Origin of the sequence: Enterobacillus tribolii, assembly GCF_003363015.1 — a bacterium.
GTDB classification, from domain to species: Bacteria; Pseudomonadota; Gammaproteobacteria; order Enterobacterales; family Enterobacteriaceae; genus Enterobacillus; species Enterobacillus tribolii.
In genome coordinates this window covers 536,249-561,304 of record NZ_QRAP01000002.1, presented here as the reverse complement: position 1 = coordinate 561,304, position 25,056 = coordinate 536,249, and the positions used below count along the sequence as shown (strand labels likewise).

Genomic DNA, 25,056 nt, shown 5'->3' with positions numbered 1-25,056 from the left:
GTGATGGGTTTAACATAAACGGATGATTTACGGCCCCATTCAGAAAAGAGTAATTAAAGCGTTATTTTTATTTAATGAAAGAAAAACCATTAAATAATAAAGCCACCTACCATTAAGCTATTTTATGCGCGTAACATCACAGTTCAATATGAGAAAAACCAATTCCCGTATCCGTCCCCCACAAGTGTAACTAAAAATTAATGGCGTCCGGTGACATCTATTTAACCCTGCCAAAAGGGTTGAGCGATTTTATTTCCAGGGGGAAGGAAAGCATGAACATCAAGGCTAACACACTATTATTCATTGCATTATCCGGTGCAAGCACGTCAGCGCTGGCGATAAGCGTCTATAAAGATAAAGCCACGACGCTGGATATTTACGGCCGTATTGAATGGCAATTGGCGAATGGCGATGCCTCGTTTGCAAAAGATGATTCCCGCAGCCAAATCGGGGGGCGTTTGGGGATTTATTTAACGCGCGATTTACCTTTGCTGGAAGACACAAAGCTGGTCGGCCGCCTGGAATGGCAGGTTCGTACGGAAAAAGACGATAATAAAACCAATGATAAGGATCTCGACGCCCGTTATGCTTATCTGGGGCTTTCCCACGCCAAATATGGCGAACTGATTGCCGGTCGTACCAAAAACCCGCTGTACCAGGTTATGCGTATGACGGACAAATATAAAAACTTTACGCCGAACGTCTATAACTACGGCATCACCACCATTGATGACTCTTACCAATTTAACCGTCAGGACGGCACCCTGCAATGGAACGCCGACTTTAGCGGGCACCAGGTGCAGTTGGCGTATGTCTTCGGCAACGGCAACAGCGACAATGACGCGCTTGATGACGGCATGATGGCCAGCTACCGCAAAACGATCAAAATTGGTGACGTAAAAATCACCCCGGCGCTGGCTGCCAGCCAGTATAACCGTCAGGACAATGTCAAAACCACCGATGGCCGGAAGAAGCACAGCCAGGTGATGGGCGGGTTACAACTCGATTACAGCGATCTGTCGTTCGCCGTAACGGCCGGCAAAGTCTCCATTGAAAGGGACAAAAAGTCTGACAATGATTACACAAGCTTCGATTCCATCGCCTCTTACCAATTCACCAAAGAATTTAAGCTGCTGGGCGGATACAGCTTCCTGGATGAAGACGGCCAGAATGTATACGAGCGTGAAGGCTGGCGGGTTGAGTCGCAGCTCACCCTGGCAAAAGGTGTTTATTTGTCAGCAACTTACTTAAAAACGCTGGCAAATAAAAACGAGAAGATCAACGATGATGCCGTTATCGTCGGATTACGCTACGATTTCTGAGGAGTGAGTAATGAAAAAGTGCATGTTATTTCTGGCGGGGCTGGCTCTGATGGTCAATGCGCAGGCCGACACGATTATCGCCGCCAAACCGCAGGATAAACTGAGCGGAGAAAATAAAGCCGTAGCCCTCTACGGAAACTCTTATACGCATTATAACAATAACGTAAATACCCGGCTGCGCGATCTCAGCCGTTCGCTGCTGCCGAATGAGGCTAAAGGATATATGTTCCGCGGAATAACCATCTCCTCCGGTCGTTTGGGGTGGCATCTGCCTAATCTGGCGTTCCAGAATACGTTGCAGAAATGGGACGTGGTTGTTTTGCAGGGAAACTCCACGGAGCCTTTTTCCGCCAAAGAGGATTCACGCCAATATTTCAGCGAATCTGCGACCAAAATGGCGGATATTGCCCACAAAGCCGGTTCCCGCGTGGTGTATTTCATGACCTGGGCCAGCAAGGATAAACCTGAGCAAACACAAAAGCTGGAAAAGGCCTATCTGGATATTGCCGCTAAAACCGGAGGATACGTCGCACCGGTCGGGCTGGCCTTCAGCAACGCAATAAAGACGCATCCGGAAATCAACCTGTATCACAGCGATGGCAATCACCCTTCGCTGGCGGGGACCTATCTGGCCGCCTGCGTACTGTTCGCCACTCTGTATGACCATTCGCCGGTCGGCGGCGCGCTGCCCGTCGACAGCGACATGACTGAGCAAACCGCCAGGGCGTTACAGCAGGTCGCTTGGGATACCGTCACAACGTTCCGCGCCAACTAACCACTGCGCCGGCCTCTCCTGTATTTCCTGTGTCGTGCGGGAGAGGCCCCCTTAATAAATGAGGAGCTGCTTCAGGGCATCTATCGCGCTCTGTTATGACTGAATATCTTTTATGTTATTCAGCAAGAGTTGAGTTCTTTGGTTTAGTTTGTGGCTCTTCTTAGGGTGAGGTATATTCACCGCGCCTGCATTTATTAATTAAACACTTTCTAATAGTTGCATTTAAAATAAAAAACAATTCCCTTTTATATCCTTCAGAAAAATTCTCTAGTCCCGGAACAAAACTATTCATATTGCATAAAATATAAGTGCAGTTCACAATCAATAACGTTTTTTTGTCGTTATGTGTCACGTTTCCGATATCAGCATTCAATGTTCACGGTCTGAAAAACATAATATGTTAACGTAATATCGTTTATCAGTTTTTACCGGGATTCCTATGCCGCTATTATCGCGCCCACTGTCCGCCGTTTGGATCACCCTGCTGATCTCTCTTTCCATTTTTATTCTCTGGTGTTTGATGCCCTCACGCCCGCTGATTGATTTAGTGGGGGAAGGGAATATCGTAGAGACGCTGACGCTTTATCTTTATGGCATCACGATCCTTTGCTTCTGTATTTTGCCCGTACCCGGCCTGAAAAAAAGCATTCGCTTCGCCGTCGCCGTGATCCTGCTGTATATGATGGCCAGAGAGGCCGATCTGCACAAATCCATCGCCCAGATGAGCATGCTGAAGTTGCGCTTCTGGAGCGGCTCTTTACCCTGGGAAGCCAAGGTCAGCGCCCTGTTAATCCTGCTGCCCATCACCGCCGCCTGCCTCTACCTGATAGTGACCTGCTGGCGTTCGCTGCGTGACGCAATCCGCGGGCGGCGCAATTACGCCATCAGCGCCGGGATGTTCATTCTGCTGATCATCATTACCAATATTATCGACCGCTCCGTCAGCGTCATAAAAAAATGGACCGGCTTCATCCCGCCCGACTGGGTCGTCGCCCTGCAAACGTCTCAGGAAGAGTTTCTCGAGCTTTGGCTGCCTGCGCTCGCGCTGTTGGCGTTATTGCAGTTTCAGCACAGGAATGCAGTACAGGAAACGAAACGGGTGCGTACGATAGAGAAAAGAAGATCGGAAATGGCGGAAGTGAGCAGTCACCGCAAGTAAGTACAACAGAGCACGATAATAATAAAACGCGAACGCGCTATTCCGCTCCCTTTCTTCCGGATAGCGCGTTCACATAATCATTAAACCAAAACCCTGTCTGCGGATATAACCGGGCGTTCAAAAAGCCGCCGCCGGCCTTCCCCGGTAAGGCAAACCGCCGCCAAATTAACGTCACATCCCCAGAAATCCACCACAACCCCTTCTCCTATCGTGATCATTCCCAAATCACGCAGGGAAAACAGATGATTCGCTAGCGTATATTTGAACAGCGGTTCCTGCTTTAACATCGCGGTAATTTGCCGGTATTGACGGCTTTCTTCATGACGGCTGAGTGCTAACAGCGTATTTTCTAGAGATAGCTGAAGGGATGTCATATCAACTCAAATCTGATGAACAACCTGGAATTCTTCACACCAAAAATCCGTGGCGACAGAACCGCCACGGATAATCACGGGCAAAATCAGCGGGTCGGCGCCGGCGCGGCGTCAATACGGACACGCATCAAGCTGTAAGGCTTCTGCCGTAAGTCTTTTCCGCCATGGAACCCCGGCTGACGGTGAAGTTGGTTCACCGTGAAATAGAGGTACCCGTCCGGCCCGACGGAAAGCGTATCAGGCCACAGGATCTGCGGTCCGTGGGCAATGGTGGTCCATTTGCCGTCCGGCGTCATGCGGCGGATGGCGTTGCGCTCGTAATCACCGGCATACACCGCCCCATTCGCATCCGACTCCAGGCCGTCCGACGCGCCTTTCTCCCCTAAATCGCGCACCTGTTGCGCCAGTTGCGCTTCGCTCACGTCGGGTGAGCGCAATGACGCGGTGGAAACCGCATAAAGATGACGCCCCGAAAGCGGGCTGTAGTAAAGCGTCTTACCGTCAGCAGACAGCGCAATGCCGTCCGAAGCAACGCTGAAAGGCGCCGTCGTTCCGTCCGGATGACGTTGCAGCAGTGTTTCTCCCTCAACGACGGGAACAAAGCCCTGTTCCGGCGATGTAGAACGATCCCCGGTCAGGCGTCTGACGGCGTCCCCTGTGGCGAGATCGACCACGATGATACCCCCCGTTCCGGACAGCGAGGAGTCGGTTACATAGGCAACCCCGGCTTTTCCGGCGCGGAAATCAAAACGAACGTCGTTAACGTAGGTGGCCGGTAAAATCACGCTGGCCGGGAATACGATCGTTTTGGCAATGCGGTTGGTTTTTAAATCAATCGCCACCAGCTTGGCGCCGCCAGGCACCGGCGTGGAAAATTTCGGCGCGGCGGTATCCAACACCCACAAATAGCCTTGTCCGTCAAAAACAACGCTCTGCACGCTTAAAAAGCGATCCGCCGGGCGGGAATTATCGGGCTGATTAACCTCGGTATTCGGATAAGCCACGACCTTTCCCGCTTTTACTTCACCGACCGTAAAAGGAACATCATCTCCCCAGCGGGGAAAGTTGACGAAAATGCGTCCGTTGTCGGTCACCGTCACCCCAGTCGGCATAGCACCGGTGAATGTCGCAACCACGTCCGTTTTACCAATCGGCTTATCGCTGGCCAACTGCGCCAATGCAATATTGCTCAGCGGGGTAATTTTCTGTGCCGCCAAAGCTGTTCCCGCTAACGAGAGCGACATCGCTGCGGCGAGGGCTGTTTTAAAGAAGTCAGAGTGCGTCATAAAGAAACCACCTAAAAATAGAAGAAGAAAATCAATCAGCAGCAAATTCCGTCAGGATTAAAATCCTTCCAGCACAATTTTTCCGCGTGCTTTACCGCTCTCAATTAACGCATGCGCCTTACGCAGGTTTTGCGCGTTAATCTTCCCGAAATGCTCGCCCAGCGTTGAACGCAGCGTACCGTCATCAAGCAGTTCGCTGACCTTCGTCAGAATGTCGTGCTGGCGCTGCATATCTTCCGTTTGAAACATTGAGCGGGTGAACATCAGTTCCCAGTGTAAAGAGATGGCTTTACGTTTTAATGGCATCGCATCAAGCGTATCCGGATCGTCAATCACAGCCAGCCGCCCCTGCGGTTTAAGCACCTCAACAATCTGGGCGTAATGCATGTCCGTGTGCGTCAGGCTGGCGACGTAACGCACCTGCGCCACGCCAATGTTTTTCAGTTGCTCCGCCAAAGACTGGGCATGATCGATAACGTGGTGCGCGCCGAGTTCAGTAATCCACTCACGGGTTTGCGGACGCGACGCCGTGGCGATAACGGTCAGGTTGGTCAGCTTGCGCGCCAGCTGGGTCAGAATGGAACCCACGCCACCGCTGGCGCCGATAATCAGAATGGCCTCTTTTTCGTCCGGTTTGACTTCCAGGCGATCAAAAAGCAGCTCCCAGGCAGTGAGCGAGGTTAACGGCAAGGCCGCGGCGGCCGCATCGTCCAGGGAAACCGGTTTTTTGCCGGCGATGCGTTCATCAACCAGGCTATATTCCGCATAGGAACCGGGGCGGGTGATAGATCCCGCATAAAAGACCTCATCGCCGGGTTTAAACAGGCTGACCTGTTCGCCAACCTCCTCGACCGTTCCTACGGCATCCCAGCCGAGAATGCGCGGCGTCTCCGTTGGCGAACCGATACGCACTTTGGTGTCGACAGGGTTAACGGCAATCGCCCGGATTTTGACTAACAGATCGTGTGCGCCGGGGTGTGGTTTCGGCACATCCAGCTCGTACAGCGCATGTTCATCTGCGATGGGTAACGCATTTTGGCTATAAACAATGGCTTTCATAATTTCTCTCTCAAGTGATCAATGGCCGGTCAGCCAGCATTCCGGCCATCTTAAAAGCAGTTGAGGATGAGAAACATTGGTGTTGGAGGTCAGGAGTTTCACTTTTATTGTGAAAATAGCCGCAATAAAAAGATGCACATGAGTAAAATAGTTACTGCGGGAAAGCAACGCCCGTTTCATCATGATGCAAGAGAAAACAAAATTATGATCCGTCTGGAAGATCTCCAATTGTTCGTCCGCTCCGCCGCATTAGGCAGCTTTTCCAACGCGGCCAGAGAGTCTGGCCTGTTGCCGGGGCAGGTCAGCGCCGCCATACAGCGTCTGGAACGTACGCTGGACAAACGTTTGTTCGCCCGCTCGACGCGCAGCCTGCGCCTGACATCGGAGGGCGAAAAATACCTGCCCTATGCGCAGGAAATGCTTGAGGTGATGCATGCGGGAGAAGAGATCCTCAGCGGTGAAAATGAGGACTTTCGCGGAGAGTTAAAAATCACCGTCCCTTCCGATATCGGCCGTAACCTGCTGCTGCCGATGATTACCGAATTTTGCGAGCAATATCCACAGATGACGTTGCAGCTTTTTCTGTCCGATCAGGTCAGTGATGTTTTTCGGGCGTCGGTCGACATCGCCATACGCTATGGCGTACAGGAACAGGGCAGCTATGTTGCGTTGCCGCTGGCTGATAAGAACCGCCGGTTTTTAGCCGCCTCGAAAACGTATTTAGACCGGCATGGCCGCCCTGAGACGCTGGACGATCTCTCCCGCCACCATTGCATTCTGTTTAGTATCAACGACCATGCTCATGATTATTGGCATTTTATCGAAAACGGGAAACCGCGGGGTGTCAGGATACGCAGCAGGCTGCTGTGTGACGACGCCGACGTTGCGCGCCGCTGGGCGTTGATACACAAAGGCATTGTGTACAAATCGTGGTTCGATCTCTATCCCGATGTGAGCGCGGGAAACCTGGAAATTGTGCTGCCGGAAGTCCGGGGGGAAGCGGCTCCGCTGAACTTTATTTGCCCTCACCGCCGCCAGCTTTCCCCGGTTGTTCGTTCATTATACCGGCACCTTCAGCGGCAGCTTGGTGATATAGCCAGAGAGCCGGATATAAAACGCCGTTGACTCCCATCATCCTTTTTCATCAGTCAAGTGAATGCTGCGCAGAAGCGTCCGGCACGGTTTCCGGTACGAACCTTCAGCCCGGGCTTCCGCCACCGGCGGTTCCGCACCGAAATTCTTGATCGCGCCATTGTTTAGCACAGTCAGCAGCATACGCTCCTGAGCGCCCTCTGCGCCGCCTGAGGTAATCAGGCGGGCATCACCGGGGCATTACTTCAGCCTGTCAGCGTACTGCTATCAATAACAAAGCGGTACTTCACGTCGCCCCGCAGCATCCGTTCATAGGCATCCTCAATTTGGTCGGCCCGGATCATTTCGATATCGGCGACGATCCCGTGCTCAGCACAGAAGTCGAGCATCTCCTGGGTTTCCGGGATGCCGCCGATCATTGAACCGGCAATCGCACGACGTTTCAGAATCAGGTTGAACACCTCCGGCGGAGCGTGCGGCGTAGCCGGCGCGCCGACCAGCGTCATCGTTCCATCCCGTTTCAGCAGCACCATGAAATCATCCAGATTATGCGGCGCGGCCACGGTGTTCAGGATGAAATCGAAGCTTTTCAGATGAGCCTTCATTTCATCCGCATTACGCGAAACCACGACCTCATCGGCGCCAAGCGCCCTCGCCGCTTCGCGTTTGGACTCCGACGTGGTAAACGCAACAACGTGCGCGCCCATGGCGTGCGCCAGTTTGATGCCCATATGCCCCAGCCCGCCGATACCGACGACCCCGACTTTTTTGCCCGGCCCGGCCTGCCAGTGGCGCAGCGGCGAGTAGGTGGTAATCCCCGCGCAAAGCAGCGGCGCGACGGCGGCCAGTTGCGCCTCCGGGTGGGTTATCCGCAGAACATAACGTTCATCTACCACGATCTGCTGTGAATACCCGCCAAGGGTATGTCCCGGCGCGTCCGGCGTCGGCGCGTTGTAGGTGCCGACCATCCGGTCACAGTAATTTTCCAGTCCGTCCTGACACTCCCCGCACTGCCTGCAACTGTCAACGATGCACCCTACGCCAACCAAATCGCCGACCGCGTATTTTTTAACGTGGTTGCCCGTCGCCACCACGCGCCCGACGATTTCATGACCGGGTACGCACGGGTAAAGCGTTCCGGCCCACTCAGCCCGGACCTGATGGAGATCTGAATGACAGATGCCGCAATAGGCGATGGCGATCTGCACATCATGCGGGCCGGGTTCCCGGCGGGAAATCTCCATCGGTTCCAGCGGTTGTGCGGCGGAGTACGCGCCAATGGCTTTGATATTCATTACATTAACTCCCGTTTAAGTGATGCATTCCCCGTGATGACATCAATGCCGGTATCACGGTACGGATCAGTATCCCGCTCAGAACGTGAGGATCAGCTGGTTGACATAAGCTCCCGTGCGCATGTTCCCAACGATGCGGTATTTCACGGTTCGGTGCGGACATTGCCGGCGACAGCCGGTTCCTGTCCGGCCAAACTCAGACAAGGCGGAGCCGAACGCTATTTGCGGGAATCACGTCAAAAGGCGTAACTCAAATAATAGGCGATGTTTGACCATCGCAGACGATCATCTCGTCCCGATGGCAATTTTATACGGCGGGTGTTGGCGGATGCCCCTCACTCCCTGAGGGGCGCTGCATCCTCAGAGATCGTCCTCGTCCTGCATAATGGCGCTGCGTCCGCCATCCATCACAATCGTGGTGCCGGCAATAAACCCGGCGTTATCGCTGGCAAGAAACAGGCACAGTTCCCCCACTTCATCCGGCCTGCCAATGCGCCCGACGGGGTGCTTTTTCACGGTTCTTTCACGGGCAATCCGCGCATCCGGATGGGCATCAAACCAGGCCTGATTGCCATCTGTATCAATAAAGCCCGGCGCGATGCCGACGGTGCGGATCTCCGGCCCCCATTCAATGGTCAGGCTCTGCACCAGCGACAACAGGGCGCGTTTGCTGATGTTGTAAGGCGCGCAGCCCGGCATCGTGGAAAAGGCATGGTTAGAGGTGATCACCAGAATGACGCCATGACTTTTCTGTAACGCCGGACGGGCGCATTTTGCCAGATACCAGTGCGAACGCAGGTTGAGGTCAAAGTTATGCGCCCAGTCACTCTCTTCGCAGTCGATCCCCTTAAACACGTTTTTACCGGCGTTCGACACCACCACATCAATGCGCCCGAACAGTTGTTCTGCCTCGCTGACGAACTGCTTGATCTGTTCAGTCCGGGTGACATCAACGGAATAATAAAAAAAATGCTCCGGCCAGTCGGCCTTCATTTTTTGCGCATGCCGGGCATTTTCAAACGCTGAGAATGCGCAGCCAATCACGATATCACCGTTACGCAGGAAAACGTCGGCAATCGCCTGGCCGATGCCCTGGCTGGCGCCGGTGACCAGTACAACGCGGGGGGAATGTGAACGGTTCATATAAGCTCCCGTTAAAGCCGCAATTTGACATGCGGCCCGTTAATTATAAATGGAAATGGTCTATAAACTGATCGATCAGCGCCTCATCTTCCGGCGTCAGTTGCCAGCCCGGATGGCGGCAATAGTCACTGGCGATAATGCCGCGTCGCCGCAGGATCGTTTTTTCAGCCTGAATGATGTATTCACAGTGGCTCATCCAGCGTTGAATGTACGGCAACAGCGCCTGATGTAACGCCTGGGCCTGCTCTAACTCGCCGGCCTGCCAGTGGCGGTAAATGCGAACGTAAATCTCGCTGAACGAGCAGCCCGGCATGACGCCTTTGCCTCCCGCGGCCAGCATTTGCAGCATATACAGCCCGGCATAACCGTTGAGCACGCTGGCCTGCGGCGCCTGTGCCAAAAACGCGCGGGTATAGTCCACCGGCGGATTGCACTCAATTTTGAACACCGCATGGGGGTAACGTGCCGCGACGGCGGCCAGTTGCTCCGGGGTAATGGGCAGGCCGGTTTCACCCGGCGCATACTGCACCATCACCGGAATATCAACCGCTTCGAGCACGGCGAAAATATGCGCCTGAATGGCCTGGGGCGAAGGTTGCAGGAAAAACGGCGGCAGGAGCATCAGCGCATCCGCACCCAGCCCGGCATAATAACGGGCGCGTTTTACCGCCACCTCGGTGCTGTGATCGGTAACGGAAATCGCGCGATACAGCGGGCTGCCCGCCAGTTCGCCAACGAACATCTGCGCCAGCCGTTCGCGCTCGCGATCGTCCAGCTTGGGAAACTCGCTGGCAATCCCGAACAGCGTTATCCCCTGAACCCCGACGCCAGCCAGATGCCCCAGCAGCGCCGCAAAGCTTTGTTCATCGACCTCGCCCTGCGCGGTAAACGGCATAGCGGCAATCGGGTTCACACCGGCGATCTGGCCGGCCTGATAGCGCACGTTCATCATTCATCCTCCCCATCCGCCAGCACGGCGCCCTGTGCGGCCGGCAGCGCCCAGCGGCGGTACAAGCGCAGGAAACCACGCGGTACTTCTTTATGCACCGGTTGCCAGCTGGTGCGGCGGATTGCCAGCGTTTCCGGGCTGACATGCAGCGTCAGGGTGCGTTCAGGAATGTTGATAGAGACTTCATCGCCGTCTTCAATTAGCCCCAGCTCGCCGCCATCAACGGCTTCCGGCGAAATATGGCCGACGAAAAGCCCGCGGTTGGAGCCGGAAAAACGGCCATCGGTAATCAGCGCACAGCTGTCAGAAAGTCCCATACCTTCCAGAGACTTCATCGGGCGGTACATTTCCGGCATGCCGGGACCGCCTTTGGGGCCTTCATAGCGCAGAACGAGCACGCTCCCCGGCTTGATCTGCCCGGATAAGATCGCCTCGACCGACTCCTGCTCGCTGTTGAACACCACGGCCGGGCCGCGGAAGATCATCAGATGCTCGGGAACGGCGGCCGGTTTAACCACGCAGCCCAGCGGGGAAAGATTACCGTGCAACACCGCGACGCCCGCGTCGTTACGCACCGGGATCGCCAGCGTATGAATGACTTCCGGACGCGACGTCGGCCGCCCTTCCGCCAGCAGCTCGCCTTTGGTTTTCCCCGTCACGGTCAGGGCGTTCACGCGCATCAGGCCCGCAATTTCATATTCGACGGCCCTGACGCCGCCCGCCTCATAAAAATCGATCATGTCGTATTCCGACGCCGGGTAAAGCGAGGCAACCAACGGCACGTGATGGCTCAGTTCATCGAACGTCGCGAGGGGCAAGTGGCCTAACTCAGCCTCATAGTGGATGGCCTGTAGGTGAAGGATCGCATTTGTGGAGCCGCCGGTAGCCAGCAGGTAGACCATGGCGTTATGAATGGCGTCCGGGGTGATGATCTGGCGGGCATTGATGCCGTCAAGCACCAGTTGAACCGCGCGGCGACCGGTTTCCTGCGCGCAGTCGCGACGGGCGGCGGAGATCGCCGGCAACATGCTGCTGCCCGGCAGGCTCATTCCCAACACCTCGGCGATACTGCACATGGTGTTCGCCGTGCCGTACATCGTGCAGGACCCCGGCCCCGGCTCAGCGATATTTTCGATATGCGCAAATTCGGCTTCATCAATTTCACCGCGCGCTTTCCAGCCGATGGCTTCGGTTACGATATTGCCGTCCCAGTGTTTGCCTTTATATTCAGCCGGATACATCGGCCCGCCGTTCACCATAATCGCCGGGATATCCAGCCGGGCGGCGGCCATCAGCATCGCCGGGACGATTTTGTCACAGGAGCCCAGCAGCACCATGCCATCAAAGCGGTGAGCGCGCATCATGGCTTCGATCGAGGCGGTAATAACCTCGCGCGCCGCCAGAATATAGCGCATCCCAAGATGCCCCTCGGCAATACCGTCGCAGGGCGCGATCGTGCCGAACACCATGCCGACGCCGCCCGCTTCGTCAATGCCTTCCAGAACTTTGGCGGTCAGCTCATTGAGGTTGGCGTGGCCTGCAGTGGCGTTGGTATAGCTGTTAACGACGGCAATGACCGGACGGCGCAGTTGCTCGTCCGTATGCCCCATGGATTTGTACAGCGCGCGTTTCAGCGCCCCGTTGTCACCGCTGAGGACCGGGCTGAAATGTGTGCCACAGCTGGCGCATCCACCACATTGACTCTTCATAACGTTCTCTTTAGCTCTTAGCGATAAATATTGCTGACAGAATTAGGTTGTTCAGATAAGGCTTCTTGGGGAATTTCTTGTTTCGGGTTGGCTAACCGGGCCGGAAGCGCCAGGATCAGGGGCGCGCACAGCAGCAGGAATCCGGCGAGGATATAAAGCCCCGCATCGGTGCTGCCGGTTGCGTCTTTCAGCCAGCCAAGAACGGTAGGACCGAAGAAGCCTGCAAGATTGCCTACCGAGTTGACTAATGCAATACCTGCCGCCGCCGCCGTGCCGGACAACATAGCGCCGGGGAGGCTGATGTACGTTGGGATCAGGGCGAGGGTGCCGGACATCGCGACGCAAATCCACGCCATCATCCAGAAGGTGGAACCACTGCACCAGGCGCTGAGCGCCAGCCCGACGCAGCCGATAATGGCCGGGATCGCGATATGCCAGCGGCGTTCCTGTTTAAGATCGGAATGACGGCTGTTCCATATCATGAATGCCGCACCAAAAATGTAGGGCACTGCCGCCAGCAGGCCAATGTTCAGGTCGTCACTGATCCCTGAGCTTTTAATAATCGACGGCAGCCAGAAGTTGATACCGTAATAGCCGATGTTGAAGCTGAAAAATATCAGCGCCAGCAGCCAGACATAGCCGTTGCTGAAAACGGCTTTCAGGCTTTTATCTACCCGGCCATGGTTCACGCGTTCGCGGTTTTCCGCATCTTTAGCCAGATCGTTGAGGATAAGCCGCTTCTCACCGTCACTGAGCCAATGCGCAGATTTCACGTCATTATCAAGATAACGCAGTACAACGAAGGCCAGCACGAAGGAAGGTATGGCTTCAACCAGGAACAACCATTGCCAGTTGTGCAGGCTGCCGACCTCTTCAAACATCTTCAGGATAAAACCGGATAACGGGCTGCCGATAATGGTCGAGAGCGGCGTTACCAGAATGAACAATCCCAGCGTGCGTGCGGAACGCCATGAGGGAAACCAAAGCGTCAGGTAGAAAACGATGCCGGGGAAGAACCCGGCCTCCGCCACGCCGAGTAAAAAACGAACGACATAGAATTGCGTCGGCGTGGTGACAAACATCATGCCGGCAGAGAGCACCGCCCAGGTCGCCATGATTCGGGCGATCCAGAAACGGGGGCCAAAGCGCTGCATCAGCAGGTTGCTTGGCAGTTCGAAAATAAAATAACCGATGAAAAAGATCCCGGCGCCCAACCCATACACGGTGTCGCTGAAGTTTAATGCATCCTGCATGTGCAGTTTGGCAAACCCAACGTTGACGCGGTCAAGATAGGCGAAGAAATAGCAAAGGATCAAAAACGGTATTAACCGCCGCGTCACTTTACGGTAGACGCTATTTGCAGTGGTATCAGACGACTTATTCATTATTATTTATCCTTCTAATTTATCCTTAATCAATTACAGCGCCGGTTTTTCCACGTGCTGCCGGCTGTCGTCCTGGCGGCCAATCAAACGCAGCGGTGCGCCCCGCATCAGGTTGCGTTCGATGTGTTCCAGGGAGATGTTTTTCGTTTCCGGGACAAAAACCAGGGTCAGGATGATGCAGACAGCATTCAGCACGGCGTAAAGCCAGAAAGTATTCGGGCTGCCGATGGTATCGATAAGCGTCAGGAAAGTGGCGCCGATAATCATGTTGGCGATCCAGTTCGCCATGGTGGAACAGGTTACGCCGAAATCGCGCCCCGCCAGCGGCTGAATTTCTGAACACAGCACCCAAATCAGCGGCCCGGCGCTCATCGCAAAACCAACGATGAAGATAAGCAGTACGGTAACGGCGGTATACTGCGCCATGCTGCCGTTAATGCCGATGAAGAACATGTAGCCGAGAATGCCCATGCAAATCGCCATCACGGAAAAGCCCAGCTTCAGGATCGGTTTACGTCCCCAGCGGTCAACCAGGCCAATCGCGATAAAGGTAGCCAGCACGTTGGTCAGGCCGGCGATCACCGTTCCCCACATCTGTTCGCGGGTCGTGGTAAAACCAGCGATTTCAAAGATTTTGGGTGCGTAATACATAATGACGGTCATCCCGGTGAACTGCTGCATAAACTGCAATAGCACGCCCAGGTAGGTGGAACGGCGGAAATGCGGGTTATGGCGAAATAATTGCAGGCCACGCTGCTTGATTTTCACGCTTTCGCGGATCTGATCCAGCTCCTCGCGGGCTTCCCGATCGCTGTTGCGCAGCAGTTTCAGGACCTTCGCCGCCAGTTCGTGTTTGTCCTTCATCGCCAGCCAGCGCGGGCTTTCCGGCAACGTCAGTACGCCAACGAACAAAACGATGGCCGGGAAGGTGATGATGCCCAGCATCCAGCGCCAGTGACCGCCGTCGCTCAATATGGTGTCAGACAGAAATGCCGCCAGAATCCCGATGGTGATCATCAGTTGATACAGCGAAATCATGCTGCCGCGAATGCGCTCCGGGGCAATTTCGGAGAGGTACAACGGCGCGGTAAATGACGCTACGCCAACGGCAAGGCCGAGGATGAAGCGGGAAATCACCAGGATTTCGAGATTGTGGGCAACGGCGCAACCAACAGAACCGATGACGAACAGCAGCGCGCCCAGCAGCAGGCTTTTACGGCGACCCAGCGAAGCAGACATCGGACCGCTGCCCAGTGCGCCCAACGCCGCGCCAAACATCATGACGCTGACCACAATTTCCTGGCTATGGCTGCTGAGGTCGAATTCGGTGGCGATAAACGGTAAAGCGCCTGCAATCACCCCCATATCAAGGCCAAACAACAACCCCGCGAGGGCGGCAAGGAAGCAGACGAGGATAGTCTGCCGGTTCGTCTGTGCAGGGGATGTCAGTGTGTTCATAATAACACCTTAAATATTATTACCTTAAAGGCGGAAACGGCGGGCGGGTGCGCCCGTCAGTTGTGTCGTTATTCTGAGTAGGGCGCCGTCAACGGGCGAAGGCGTGGTAAGGCCATCCCGTGCGGAGGTGACATAAAGATCGGACAGCGTATCGCCGCCGAACGTACAACTGCTGGGCTGCTGTACCGGAAGCATGACGCTGCCGGTTTCCCGGAATGAACCGTCGCCCAGCTGACAGCAAGCAAGGCGGGCATCGCCCCAGCGGGCGTTAATCAGGATGCCATCCTGCGTCAGGGTGGAGCCGTCAGGAATACCTTCGACGTCAAAGGCATGTGCAATATCCAGACATTCGTTGACCAGGCTGGCGCAATACATGCGGTGGCGCAGCGAATCGGCAAACCAAACGTGTTGCCCCCACCATTGCAGCGTGTTCGGCACCCACTGGTTTCCCAGCAATTTTTGCGGGCGTGTCTGGCCGCCCGCCAGCCGATACCAGCTGCCGATAGCGTTCTGCGCCGCAGGGTCCATTGAGCTGAACCATAGCGCGCCATCCGGCGCGATCGCCGCTTCGTTCGGGCGCGTCTCCGCATCGCTTTCCGGCCAGTCGCACAGCGCAGAAAAACGTTCAGCCGCATAGTGATACAGGCTGATTCCACTCTGGCTGACCACCAAAAACCGCTCCGGCTCGCTGGTCAGCAACACGGCGCTGGTGAAACGCGGCATCGTGCGGATTTCCGTGCGTTCCCGCTCGCCGGGCCAGTAGCGCAGCAGCTTGCCGCCCAGAATATCGACCCACAGCAGGGAGCGGCTGAGGCCACACCACACCGGCGTTTCGCCAAGCTGCGCGCGATAGTCGCCAAGGGGCTGAATTCTGCGGCTGACGCGGCCGTCCATCAGAGGGCTCCTGCCAGGCTATCCCAGGCGCAGCGATAGGCCATCGCCCGGTTGCGCAGTTCTGGCATGGGCATTCCGGCCTGATACAGCCCTCCCCCAAGCCCGAACCCGTTGGCGCCGGCCTGCAGGTAGCGCTGCATCTGTTGCGCGTCAGGCTGGATACCGCCAACCGGCATGCAGGCCACGTTAGCTGGCAGTACGGCGCGAAAGGCCTTGAGCAGCGTCGGGGAAACCTGCTCGGCCGGGAAAAATTTTAACCCGCTGGCGCCGGCATCCAGGGCGGTAAAGGCTTCGCTTGGCGTCATAATCCCCGGCAGGCTGATTAACCCACGTTCGCGCGAACGACGAATTACGCCGGCCTTGCAGTCAGGCGAAATAATCAGTTGTCCGCCGCATTCGGCAACGCGGTCAACCTGCTCCGTTGTTAGTACGGTTCCGGCGCCGACCCACCCGCGTTCGCCAACGATTTCCCGCATCAGACGGATAGACTCAAACGGCGACGGGCTGTTCAGCGGAACCTCCAGCCAGTGAAAGCCGCATGACAGCAGGATTTCAGCCGCTTCCTGCGCCTGCGGCGGCGTAATTCCGCGCAGAATCGCGATCAACGGCAGAGGCTCGTCACGCCAGCGGGCGAAAAAATGTTCCGGGGTCATCATGCAATCTCCTGAACCAATGAACGAAGTGAGTTAAGACCTTGCAGGAAGCAGGTATCGCCATCCACGGCGTTGAGTTTCAGCCCCAGCCGCCCTGCCGCCTGCTGATAGCGGGCCGTCAGCGCGGAAGAGCCAACCACCCAGGCAGGCTGACCGCCATCAACCGTTGCCAGTTCATGACCGATCAATAAACCGGACAGGTAACTATGAATATGAGGCAGGGCGATCTCTCCCGCCAGGCGGCGCGTACGTGCTGAAAAAATGAGATGGCTGAATGGCGTGCCTTCACTGGCGGTATCAATGCCCAGCGCAAAGCTGGGGTCGTGCGGCTCCTGCTCCGGGAGGTCCCTTCCCAGCAGCGAATGCTGGCAAAGAAGGGAAAACAGTTCACCGGTCATAAAGGTGGTGAAATCAACAATCTCGCCCTGGCGCATCCGCGCATGTTTGCTGTGCGTGCCCGGCAGCAGCGCGAAATGTTCTTGTGCCGGATGGCATTGCGCCAGCCCCAGCAACTGGATCTCTTCGCCGCGCATCACGTCCGGCTGGCCGTAACGGCTGTTGCCGGTTACTCCCGGAATAATCCAGGCCGGGCTGCCCCATGGCGTCGTGAAGGTATATGTCCCGCGCACCAGATTCTGCGCGCCGGCCGGGAGCGTGGCATACGGAACATCCTGCCAGCCCTGCTGCGACCCAACCATGCCCGCCATGACGACGGGCAATGCGCACCGCTCTTCCAGCCACGGAGCCAACAGGCGTTGCAGCGTCGCGCCAAACTGTTTGTTTTCCACCGACAGCAGGCCGCACGGTTCTGCAAGGCGAGCAATGATGCGCTCATCCTCGAGCAAAAAAGCGCGGAAGTTAGTGGTTCCCCAGTCAATGGCTATCCAGTTGCTCTTTCCTTTCATGTGATACATATCAATCAATCTTGTATTACAAGAATGCTAAGACAAAAGAAAAGCGCGATCTGTGAAATAGATCGAAATTACATCAACAGGCGATTAAACGATCAGATTGAGCAGTTCAGGCTGATCCTGCCAGATATGTTTACGGGCGGCGTTGAGCAGAATAGTTCTCATCTGCTGGCGGGCACGCTCCGGCTGCTTCAGGCGCACGGCCTCCAGCAACAGCGAGTGTTCATCAACGGCATCCCGCGTTTGGCGGACGTCCTCTTCCAGCGTTTGCTGAAAGGAGAGCGCCATCGCGGAAGACAGGGCATTGCCCAGTGATTGCAGAAAAGGATTGTGCGTGGCACGCAATAATGCATGGTGGAAGGCCAGATCGCCCTGTTCGAAGGTATCGGCCTGAGCGGTATGCTGCCCCTGGCGCATCAGTTGCAGGGCATCTTCCATCGCAGCAAGATCATGGCCGGTCGCGTTCAGGGCCGCCAACGTGGCGATGTTAGGCTCAAAGATCAAACGGGTCACCATTAACTGCTCAACCAGCTGCTGGTCAACTTTCCCCTTCGCCAGCCAGCCCAGCACATCGGCATCCAGCAAATTCCACTGTTCGCGCTTGTTTATGGTCGTGCGCTTTTTGGCCTGGATAGAGATGAGGCCCTTCGCTGCAAGGAACTGCAAGGCATTACGGATAGAGGTCCGGGAAACGCTGTATTCCGTAGCGAGTTCATTTTCCCCCGGTAAAGCAAGGCCCGGGATCAGATCGCCATGCAGGATCCGGCAGGCAATGTGCTGCGTGACAGATTCAGCGAGGGTCGTTTGTGGTTGTTTCATAAGGCTCTGATGGAAGACAGGGAATGTGGCTATAGTAAGCCATATTGTAACAGGGTAACCACCAAAGGCTAATAACCGGCGACGGCTTCATGGCGTCGTCATTAACGCAGCGCATCACGGACACGCATTTTCCCGCGTGGCGAGTGCCTCCCCTTTCATAACAAATCGGGCTGACCTTACTCTTTGGGCGGGGGAGCCACTCTCAAAATAATCATATAAAAAACATTAAATTACCATTCCCCGGTGATTGATTATGATTGCGTTCAGGCTGCGGGGAATCTGCCAGGCTGGGCCGCAGAGGAAGGCCATGTCCTGACTGACTTCCAACAAACGGCAATGCGCGCCGGCAGATAAAAAAGCCTGTCAAAAAATCTTGTTGGGCGGGTGTGACACAGTAAGTATAACGGCGTATATCCAGCACACCCAATATACGCCGTTTATCGTATTTATTTACCTCCTTCGTTTGTGATTACAGAGAGGATTTAATTTCACCCGCCAAAATATCGCTGAGAATTTCATGCGTTTTAGTTGTCGGATGCATATTATCCCAAAAAATAAATGCGCCATTGCTGTTTTTACATTCATCTCTTGGGGATGAACCGGCAATATAGTCAATGCTTGAGCCCCATAAATTAAGGCAGGTATCTGTCGTATTCACGTAACCAAAATCGGCAGGGTTTTTGACGATTTTATCAAACGCAGCGTTGAGATCCGGCATAATCCATGTGACATCAGGGTAAGTTGCTCTTAAAGAATCAATCAGCGAACTGAGTTTCATATTGAATTCGACAGATTTGTTCTTTAACTTGTCCCTTTCTGCCTGACTCTTGCTTTTAACCGCCGGGACAGTTGAAAAATCAGGAAGCGTGAGAACCACTATCTGCTTAGCGCCCAGATTTTTCAGTCGAACCAAAGATGCCTTATAGTTATTAATAATATGGTCAGGTGACTTATTGCCGGTAATAAAGTCGTTACCACCAAACAAGGCAAGAAAAAGCGTTTTGTTGATATCATATCCGCTGGATTTTTTAATATAAGCATCAAACGAATCCAGTTGCTGATCAAAACCAGAGAATATCAGGTTCCCCCCGCTCTCGGCGTTGCCCGTTGCCCATGTATAGCTGGGTACCTTAATATGTTTCTTGCTCAGGTACTCATGCCAAACGAGGCCGTTGGAAAAGTGGCCTAAATACCAGGTCGTGCTGTTTGGTACAGTTCCATAAGAACCGTTATAGACATTAATCGTATCAGACAAGCTGTCGCCGAAAACAACCATTCTGTCCAATTTTTTATTTCCAACATCAATCGTAGGAACGCTGTCGCCTTCATTCCAAAATGAGTAGTAGTACGATAACGTATAATCAGAAGCATAAGGAATCATATCACTGTAGCTTATTCCCTTCTTGTTTAATGTATTAATACAAACATTTTCGATATCCTGATAACTGGATTTTGTATAGAACATATTAGTCAGAATAGCGCCTGAATACCAATGACCATTAACCGTCGCATAATCATTGGCCGCATTATCAGCCCTTCCCCACTCCCAGGAGGAGCTTGCATCGAAAGCCTTATCTTTATTTTTCCGATAAACACATTTAATGTAAGTATAGGTATCGCCATTACCGAAAGCACGTAGCGTGCTTTTTTCCGGCGGAACACTTGTTTCAGATATTAAATGATCATTATCCGCCGCATAAACGGAAGAGATAATAGAAGATAGCAATAAAGCCAGAGTTAATTTATTCATTTTATTTCCTTTCTAATTAGCCGGATAGAAAGCTGAGCTATCTTAGCCCTCTATTGCCCGGTTGACTTATTTCATTATTTTTGCCGATAAATTAGTAATAAGCACATCCCGGCGGACCTCAGGAATAATTGGCGTGCTCTGATAAAAACCTCATTGCTTGAGTCTGCAGCAATTTCTGCATACGCCCCACCTTTCACTCATGCTGAAAATTAAAGCCAGATTCTCAACGCTTGCCTCATCAATTTTATTGATAGACTCAGCGTTAATCGTGACAGCCACTTTATTCATAGTAAAATCCTTACATTATCCCAACCGTAGCGTTGGTCTCAGAAGATTATTCAATGAACCACAAAAATAAAAATCAACATTAGGTCAAAATGGATAACCGTCATTTTTAACGGAAGTAATTTTGAAATAACACTACATTCACCTGGTTATAGACTTTCAATATAGTATCAGGCAGGTAATTGGCCTTGCATGAAAAGCATTATCACTGAGCTGATGTATTATTAATTACCGGTTAAGCGATGTTTGAGGCGTTACTTTATGGAGAGAGATGAATGAAAACTGCTGAGGAATGATAGATTCTAACAATAACATGCGGAAGGATGTATTATGCAAGAAGAGCTCTTCCGTGAGCATTTTTTCGGGTGGTATATTTGGTCGTTGACGAGGAAGTTACTTTTTCGAGGAATGGAATAAATAGCGCCATATGTAACTCAGTGCCGTACTCCCCATTGCACCAAACAATCCGGAGAAAATGAATGCCATATAATAGCTGGCACCACTCTCAAAAATTAATAATCCGCCTAACAGGCCCGTAAAGCTTGATATAATTACCTGGCTGATTGCTCCCATCCAACGCCATTTATAGCGGGCGCCTTGAATGTCCATAAGGTATCTAACCAATCCTCCCCAGGCAGAAAAGATACCAATAATAACCCATATAATAAACTGTGTATCTATTGGTGTCTTTGGTGACATGGTGTGCCTCCATTTATTATGTACAATATTTACACCTCCATCATTTCGACAGATAATGGACAGTGCGCGTTACGTTAGCGCCAATTCAACCCTGTTGTTTCAGTAATATTTAGCCACGCTCAGTACGGATTTATTACTTGAGGCTAAAGATTGCCTATGATTAAGGCTACATGACCTCGCCCCTGTTGATATTTAGAAACAGCTTAAGTAAAGAATACAAAATACCGTCATTTGTTGTAATGATGGTTATTGTATTCCGATGTACTTTACATCGCCCACCACCGTTCATTGAGATTGATATTTGAATCGTATTTCCTATAATCGACAGCTTATTTCTCAGGCGATAAGATAACTGTGAGATATTCCCCTTGCCTATCGTACTCCCTCTTCCATTCCAAACGTGGTTAATGATTTCCTCTATAGGAATACAGCGATGCTTTCTCTTGTTTAATAGGAATTCCAACATTAAAAACTCCTTTGTTGTCAGGGCGATATTTTTATTGTCACAATGCAGAGTTTTTTGTATTCCATCGACAAACAAGATCTTCATTATCATTACTCCATCTGTATGTTACTCTATATACTGAAATTTGTTATCTCAAAAAATCACCTGATTTTTCTCGTAAAAAAAACAAAGCACTCTCTTATCATGGCTACGCATGACTACTTTTAGAGAGTATTGACTTCCATTGTCTTTTTTTAGCTAAGCCGCAGTTCACGAACAGACTTGGTTACTGCGGTCAGTTTTAAGGCGAAGGCATGCTAACAGCCATTAAAAAGTCGTCGCCTGCGCCACTCAGCATTTTGATTGGCACTGATGCGAAAACCATCAGCCATGTTCATCACGGTCACTCTCATTTGCAGGATAAAAGCTATTCTGTCCAAAGGAGTAAGATTCTTATATCCCTCAGGCGCTGAAAGATCATCGTTTATCTTATTGCTGTGAAACGTATTAAACATCACTCCGGAACTACCCCTTGTTTCAAGTCAGACGAAATGTTTGGTGATTTAGGGGACCAACCTACCATATGTATGCATTATCCATTAGTTAAATATGATAATTCATGAAGTAAAAAAATTGAATGCTAAATTAATCCTGAATTTATTTTTTTTGAACAGGATAACAGAACCTGTAATCAATCATTTTGTCATCAAAACAGAGGGTTGGCGTATTATTCCCAACATCGCAAATATGGCAGCACTTCCAATTTAATGCTGATGATTTTACTTTTAAAAACATATTAATGTTAATATTTACCGTTATTAAAGAAAAAACCACGCATTTCAGTGCCATCCTCAAGTCATATCTTTATTCGTAAAATATGCAGGTGGTCTATTGTTTCACTCAAGAATACCTGATAAATATGTGAATAATTACAACACCAATCATTTCTCAATTCTTATGTATTTTTCGGTCGCCATCTATTCAGATACCACTATATCGATAATATCTTCCACCGCAGTATGAGGCCGGCTGTATAGAAAGCGCTTACTGATATAACTTATTTCCCCTAATCGCCAGTGGAGAGCGGATACCGTAACAATGGGTCTTCAACTCCGGAATGAAGCATGGAATGCGCACATACATTATGGCAACACCGTGTTTTATTAACTACGCTATTCATCGGGATTCACGATGTGATCGTCATGCGTATCCGCGACAACTACGCCATTACGACCGCTATTTTGACTTAATGCAAGCTAAAGAATCCCATGAAATGTTCGGGAAATCATCGTTTAACAACACAGCATACTGACCCAAACAAGCAATATCCCGCTTCACCTCATCGAGGAGTACATACTATGTCATTTGTTAAGACCAAAGACGGCGTTAATATTTTCTTCAAGGACTGGGGACCGAAAGATGCGCAACCTATTGTTTTTCATCATGGATGGCCGTTAAGCGCGGATGATTGGGACACGCAGATGCTCTTCTTCCTGGCAAAAGGCTTCAGGGTTATTGCCACTGACCGCCGGGGTCACGGTCGTTCAGATCAGGTCAGCGACGGTCACGACATGGATCACTACGCCGCAGACGTTTCGGCCGTTGTTGAATTTTTAGACTTACGAAATGCCGTACATGTCGGGCACTCGACTGGCGGCGGTCAGGTTGCACGATACGTAGCTAAATATGGCCAGCCTCAGGGACGCGTTGCCAAAGCGGTTCTGATCAGCGCGGTTCCGCCACTGATGCTCAAGACTGAAAGCAATCCCGGAGGTACGCCTCTCGCGGTATTCGATGATTTCCGTAAGGCGCTGGCCGCCAACCGCGCTCAATTTTATCTGGATGTGGCTTCCGGGCCTTTCTACGGTTTTAACCGGGAGGGCGCACAGGTTTCTCAGGGCACTATTCGTAACTGGTGGCGGCAAGGGATGGAGGGAAGCGCTAAAGCCCATTACGAAGGCATTAAGGCGTTTTCAGAAACGGACCAGACCGAAGATCTGAAGGCTATCACAGTACCGACGCTGGTTATGCAGGGCGATGATGACCAGGTTGTCCCGTATAAAAATGCCGCGTTGTTGCAGGATAAACTGTTAACGAACAGTACCCTCAAAATTTATCCTGGATATCCGCATGGCATGCATACTTCTCACGCAGATGTCATTAATGCCGACCTGCTTGCATTCATCCGCTCTTAAATTAAAGTTCCGTTGGTAAGGTAGGAAAACAGGCTGAGAGGTATTACATAATGCTTCTCAGCTCTTTTAACGAGTCTCAAAACAAAGTAGCTGCCATGCATTTACAGTAATAACTAAGCTCTCCCCTTCTCCGCACATATCACTGCATTACCGGGGCGCAGATTCCGTTGCCCCCATAGCGCCAGTATCAGGTATAGCACCACCGGCAATACAAAGCTGGCCCGCAGATTGATTTCGTCAATGCAGATCGCCTGTAACCAGGGGATAACAGCACCGCCAATACCGGCCATTACCATCGCTGCCGCTGAGAGGTTGGCGATAGCCGGATTTTTGTTGATGGTGTGCCCAAAGATAATGGGATACAGAATCGAATTCCCTAAGCCGGTCAGGATCAGTAAATACCCGCCAGAAAGATCGTTCAGATACATCGCCATGACGACGGCGATCGCACAGGTAAGAGTCGCTACCAGAAATGGATAATAATTACCGATCCTGTCTGCAAACAGCCCATATAAAAAACGCCCTGCCAGCGCACCACCCCAGTAGAAGGAAACCAGTGACATGGCGATCGTAGTGCTCCATCCGCTGATGGTGACGAGATATTTCACCAGGCTGGTCGCCAGGGCCACTTCGACGCCGACATACACAAAAATCGCTGCCACACTGAACATTAATTCCCGGTTATGCCAGGAGTGATGCGTGCCTGACGCGGTTTTCTCCGGGCGCTCCACGTCCGGCAAACGCAACAAAAAAACGCCCGCAATGAGTGCCAGCGAGAAGCCCGCGAGGTAAAGCCAGAGCATGCTGATAGGTTCTTCACGCGCCGGGATATCGACAGGGGAAAGTTCAAGGAGCAGCGCAACCAGCAGCGGAGCCAGTGTTGTTCCCAGTGAATTGACGGCGGAGGCCAGGCAGAGATTACCAATGCGTTTATGCGGCGCGCTGAGCAGCGTCAGGTAAGGGTTCGCGACAACCTGCATTGCCGCCACGCCGGTTGCGACGACAAACATCGCAATCAGTGAGAGGATAAATGAATCCTGCTGTAACGCCAGCGTCAACATCAGGCATCCTATGGCCGACAGCGCTAACGACAGCAGTAGCACCGTCCGGTATCCCCGGCGCGCAATCAGCGCTGAGCAAGGCAAACAGGTGAGAAAGGGAGCTACGTAAAAAATAACGGTGATTAAAATAGATTGCTGCCATGAAAGGTGAAAATATTGATAGAAAAAAATGATCAGCACGCTGTTAATTGCTGTTATATTTCCCCACAAGAAAAATACCGTACCCAGTAATGTCAGATTTTTATTCATTTTAACTATTCACGATGAGATGCATTATGCAGTGACCCATTGCACAGACCAATGGCTTAAATTAGTGATAAATTTATTCTGCACACACA

The 25,056-nt window shown here is 52.4% G+C and carries 24 protein-coding genes; 6 read left to right on the top strand and 18 right to left on the bottom strand.

Features of this window, described 5'->3' with window-relative positions:
- The first annotated feature begins 272 nt into the window (after positions 1-272).
- From C8D90_RS07225 to C8D90_RS07215, 3 genes are all read left to right on the top strand, one after another.
- Positions 273-1,322: a porin gene (locus tag C8D90_RS07225; protein WP_115457744.1), complete on the top strand. Its 1,050-nt coding sequence runs from the start codon at positions 273-275 to the stop codon at positions 1,320-1,322.
- Positions 1,323-1,332: 10 nt separating this feature from the next.
- On the top strand, positions 1,333-2,097 hold the full coding sequence (locus C8D90_RS07220; protein ID WP_115457743.1) for a DUF4886 domain-containing protein: 765 nt from the start codon (positions 1,333-1,335) through the stop codon (positions 2,095-2,097).
- Between the two features lie 439 nt (positions 2,098-2,536).
- Positions 2,537-3,256, top strand: a complete 720-nt coding sequence (locus tag C8D90_RS07215; protein WP_115457742.1) for a hypothetical protein — start codon at positions 2,537-2,539, stop codon at positions 3,254-3,256.
- A gap of 80 nt (positions 3,257-3,336) precedes the next feature.
- On the opposite strand, the gene C8D90_RS07210 is transcribed toward C8D90_RS07215, so the two are convergent.
- The 3 genes from C8D90_RS07210 to C8D90_RS07200 all read right to left on the bottom strand — a co-directional run bounded on the left by C8D90_RS07210 (position 3,337) and on the right by C8D90_RS07200 (position 5,975).
- A complete protein-coding gene (locus C8D90_RS07210; protein WP_147291339.1) occupies positions 3,337-3,630 on the bottom strand; it encodes a hypothetical protein in 294 nt (97 codons plus the stop codon).
- Between the two features lie 86 nt (positions 3,631-3,716).
- Positions 3,717-4,916: an L-dopachrome tautomerase-related protein gene (locus tag C8D90_RS07205; protein ID WP_115457814.1), complete on the bottom strand. Its 1,200-nt coding sequence runs from the start codon at positions 4,914-4,916 to the stop codon at positions 3,717-3,719.
- Positions 4,917-4,973: 57 nt separating this feature from the next.
- Positions 4,974-5,975 (bottom strand): zinc-binding alcohol dehydrogenase family protein, encoded by a 1,002-nt coding sequence (locus C8D90_RS07200; RefSeq protein WP_115457740.1) that lies wholly within the window; start codon positions 5,973-5,975, stop codon positions 4,974-4,976.
- A 204-nt stretch (positions 5,976-6,179) separates the two neighbouring features.
- Between C8D90_RS07200 and C8D90_RS07195 the strand changes: the two genes are divergently transcribed.
- Positions 6,180-7,100 (top strand): LysR family transcriptional regulator, encoded by a 921-nt coding sequence (locus C8D90_RS07195; protein WP_115457739.1) that lies wholly within the window; start codon positions 6,180-6,182, stop codon positions 7,098-7,100.
- Between the two features lie 6 nt (positions 7,101-7,106).
- Here the strand turns inward: C8D90_RS07195 and C8D90_RS22095 are convergent, their stop codons facing one another.
- The 14 genes from C8D90_RS22095 to C8D90_RS22485 form a co-directional block, all read right to left on the bottom strand.
- Complete coding sequence (locus tag C8D90_RS22095; protein ID WP_162844374.1) at positions 7,107-7,250, bottom strand: hypothetical protein; 144 nt, start codon at positions 7,248-7,250, stop codon at positions 7,107-7,109.
- Positions 7,251-7,312: 62 nt separating this feature from the next.
- A complete protein-coding gene (locus C8D90_RS07190; RefSeq protein ID WP_115457738.1) occupies positions 7,313-8,362 on the bottom strand; it encodes an NAD(P)-dependent alcohol dehydrogenase in 1,050 nt (349 codons plus the stop codon).
- 360 nt (positions 8,363-8,722) lie between these two features.
- Positions 8,723-9,505 carry an SDR family oxidoreductase gene (locus tag C8D90_RS07185; protein ID WP_115457737.1) on the bottom strand — a complete coding sequence of 261 codons (783 nt, stop codon included), beginning with the start codon at positions 9,503-9,505 and terminating at the stop codon, positions 8,723-8,725.
- A gap of 43 nt (positions 9,506-9,548) precedes the next feature.
- Positions 9,549-10,454 carry a dihydrodipicolinate synthase family protein gene (locus tag C8D90_RS07180; protein WP_115457736.1) on the bottom strand — a complete coding sequence of 302 codons (906 nt, stop codon included), beginning with the start codon at positions 10,452-10,454 and terminating at the stop codon, positions 9,549-9,551.
- Positions 10,454-12,163, bottom strand: coding sequence for a dihydroxy-acid dehydratase (gene ilvD, locus C8D90_RS07175; protein WP_115457735.1), 1,710 nt, complete (start codon positions 12,161-12,163; stop codon positions 10,454-10,456). Before ilvD ends, C8D90_RS07180 begins: the two co-directional genes overlap by 1 nt.
- A 17-nt stretch (positions 12,164-12,180) precedes the next feature.
- Positions 12,181-13,548, bottom strand: a complete 1,368-nt coding sequence (locus C8D90_RS07170) for an MFS transporter (RefSeq protein ID WP_115457734.1) — start codon at positions 13,546-13,548, stop codon at positions 12,181-12,183.
- 33 nt (positions 13,549-13,581) lie between these two features.
- Positions 13,582-15,006: a sugar porter family MFS transporter gene (locus C8D90_RS07165; protein ID WP_115457733.1), complete on the bottom strand. Its 1,425-nt coding sequence runs from the start codon at positions 15,004-15,006 to the stop codon at positions 13,582-13,584.
- Positions 15,007-15,030: 24 nt separating this feature from the next.
- Positions 15,031-15,900: an SMP-30/gluconolactonase/LRE family protein gene (locus C8D90_RS07160; protein WP_115457732.1), complete on the bottom strand. Its 870-nt coding sequence runs from the start codon at positions 15,898-15,900 to the stop codon at positions 15,031-15,033.
- Complete coding sequence (locus tag C8D90_RS07155; protein ID WP_230472968.1) at positions 15,900-16,556, bottom strand: 2-dehydro-3-deoxy-6-phosphogalactonate aldolase; 657 nt, start codon at positions 16,554-16,556, stop codon at positions 15,900-15,902. The genes C8D90_RS07160 and C8D90_RS07155 overlap by 1 nt, the downstream gene beginning before the upstream one ends.
- Positions 16,553-17,467: a 2-dehydro-3-deoxygalactonokinase gene (locus C8D90_RS07150; RefSeq protein ID WP_230472967.1), complete on the bottom strand. Its 915-nt coding sequence runs from the start codon at positions 17,465-17,467 to the stop codon at positions 16,553-16,555. Before C8D90_RS07150 ends, C8D90_RS07155 begins: the two co-directional genes overlap by 4 nt.
- 84 nt (positions 17,468-17,551) lie before the next feature.
- Positions 17,552-18,283, bottom strand: coding sequence for a FadR/GntR family transcriptional regulator (locus C8D90_RS07145; protein WP_115457731.1), 732 nt, complete (start codon positions 18,281-18,283; stop codon positions 17,552-17,554).
- Between the two features lie 469 nt (positions 18,284-18,752).
- A complete protein-coding gene (locus tag C8D90_RS07140; RefSeq protein ID WP_115457730.1) occupies positions 18,753-20,033 on the bottom strand; it encodes an SGNH/GDSL hydrolase family protein in 1,281 nt (426 codons plus the stop codon).
- Between the two features lie 678 nt (positions 20,034-20,711).
- A complete protein-coding gene (locus C8D90_RS07135) occupies positions 20,712-21,017 on the bottom strand; it encodes a phage holin family protein (protein WP_115457729.1) in 306 nt (101 codons plus the stop codon).
- A 166-nt stretch (positions 21,018-21,183) separates the two neighbouring features.
- Positions 21,184-21,567 carry a winged helix-turn-helix domain-containing protein gene (locus C8D90_RS22485; RefSeq protein ID WP_162844373.1) on the bottom strand — a complete coding sequence of 128 codons (384 nt, stop codon included), beginning with the start codon at positions 21,565-21,567 and terminating at the stop codon, positions 21,184-21,186.
- A gap of 1,019 nt (positions 21,568-22,586) precedes the next feature.
- On the opposite strand from C8D90_RS22485, the gene C8D90_RS22385 reads away from it, so the two are divergent.
- Entirely contained in the window at positions 22,587-22,712 is a 126-nt protein-coding gene (locus C8D90_RS22385) for a hypothetical protein (RefSeq protein ID WP_260503203.1), read from the top strand.
- A 108-nt stretch (positions 22,713-22,820) separates the two neighbouring features.
- The gene (locus C8D90_RS07120) at positions 22,821-23,657 is read left to right on the top strand and encodes an alpha/beta fold hydrolase (RefSeq protein ID WP_115457726.1); all 837 of its coding nucleotides are present in this window, start codon (positions 22,821-22,823) and stop codon (positions 23,655-23,657) included.
- Between the two features lie 113 nt (positions 23,658-23,770).
- Here the strand turns inward: C8D90_RS07120 and C8D90_RS07115 are convergent, their stop codons facing one another.
- Positions 23,771-24,967, bottom strand: coding sequence for an MFS transporter (locus tag C8D90_RS07115; RefSeq protein WP_115457725.1), 1,197 nt, complete (start codon positions 24,965-24,967; stop codon positions 23,771-23,773).
- Positions 24,968-25,056: the final 89 nt, after the last annotated feature.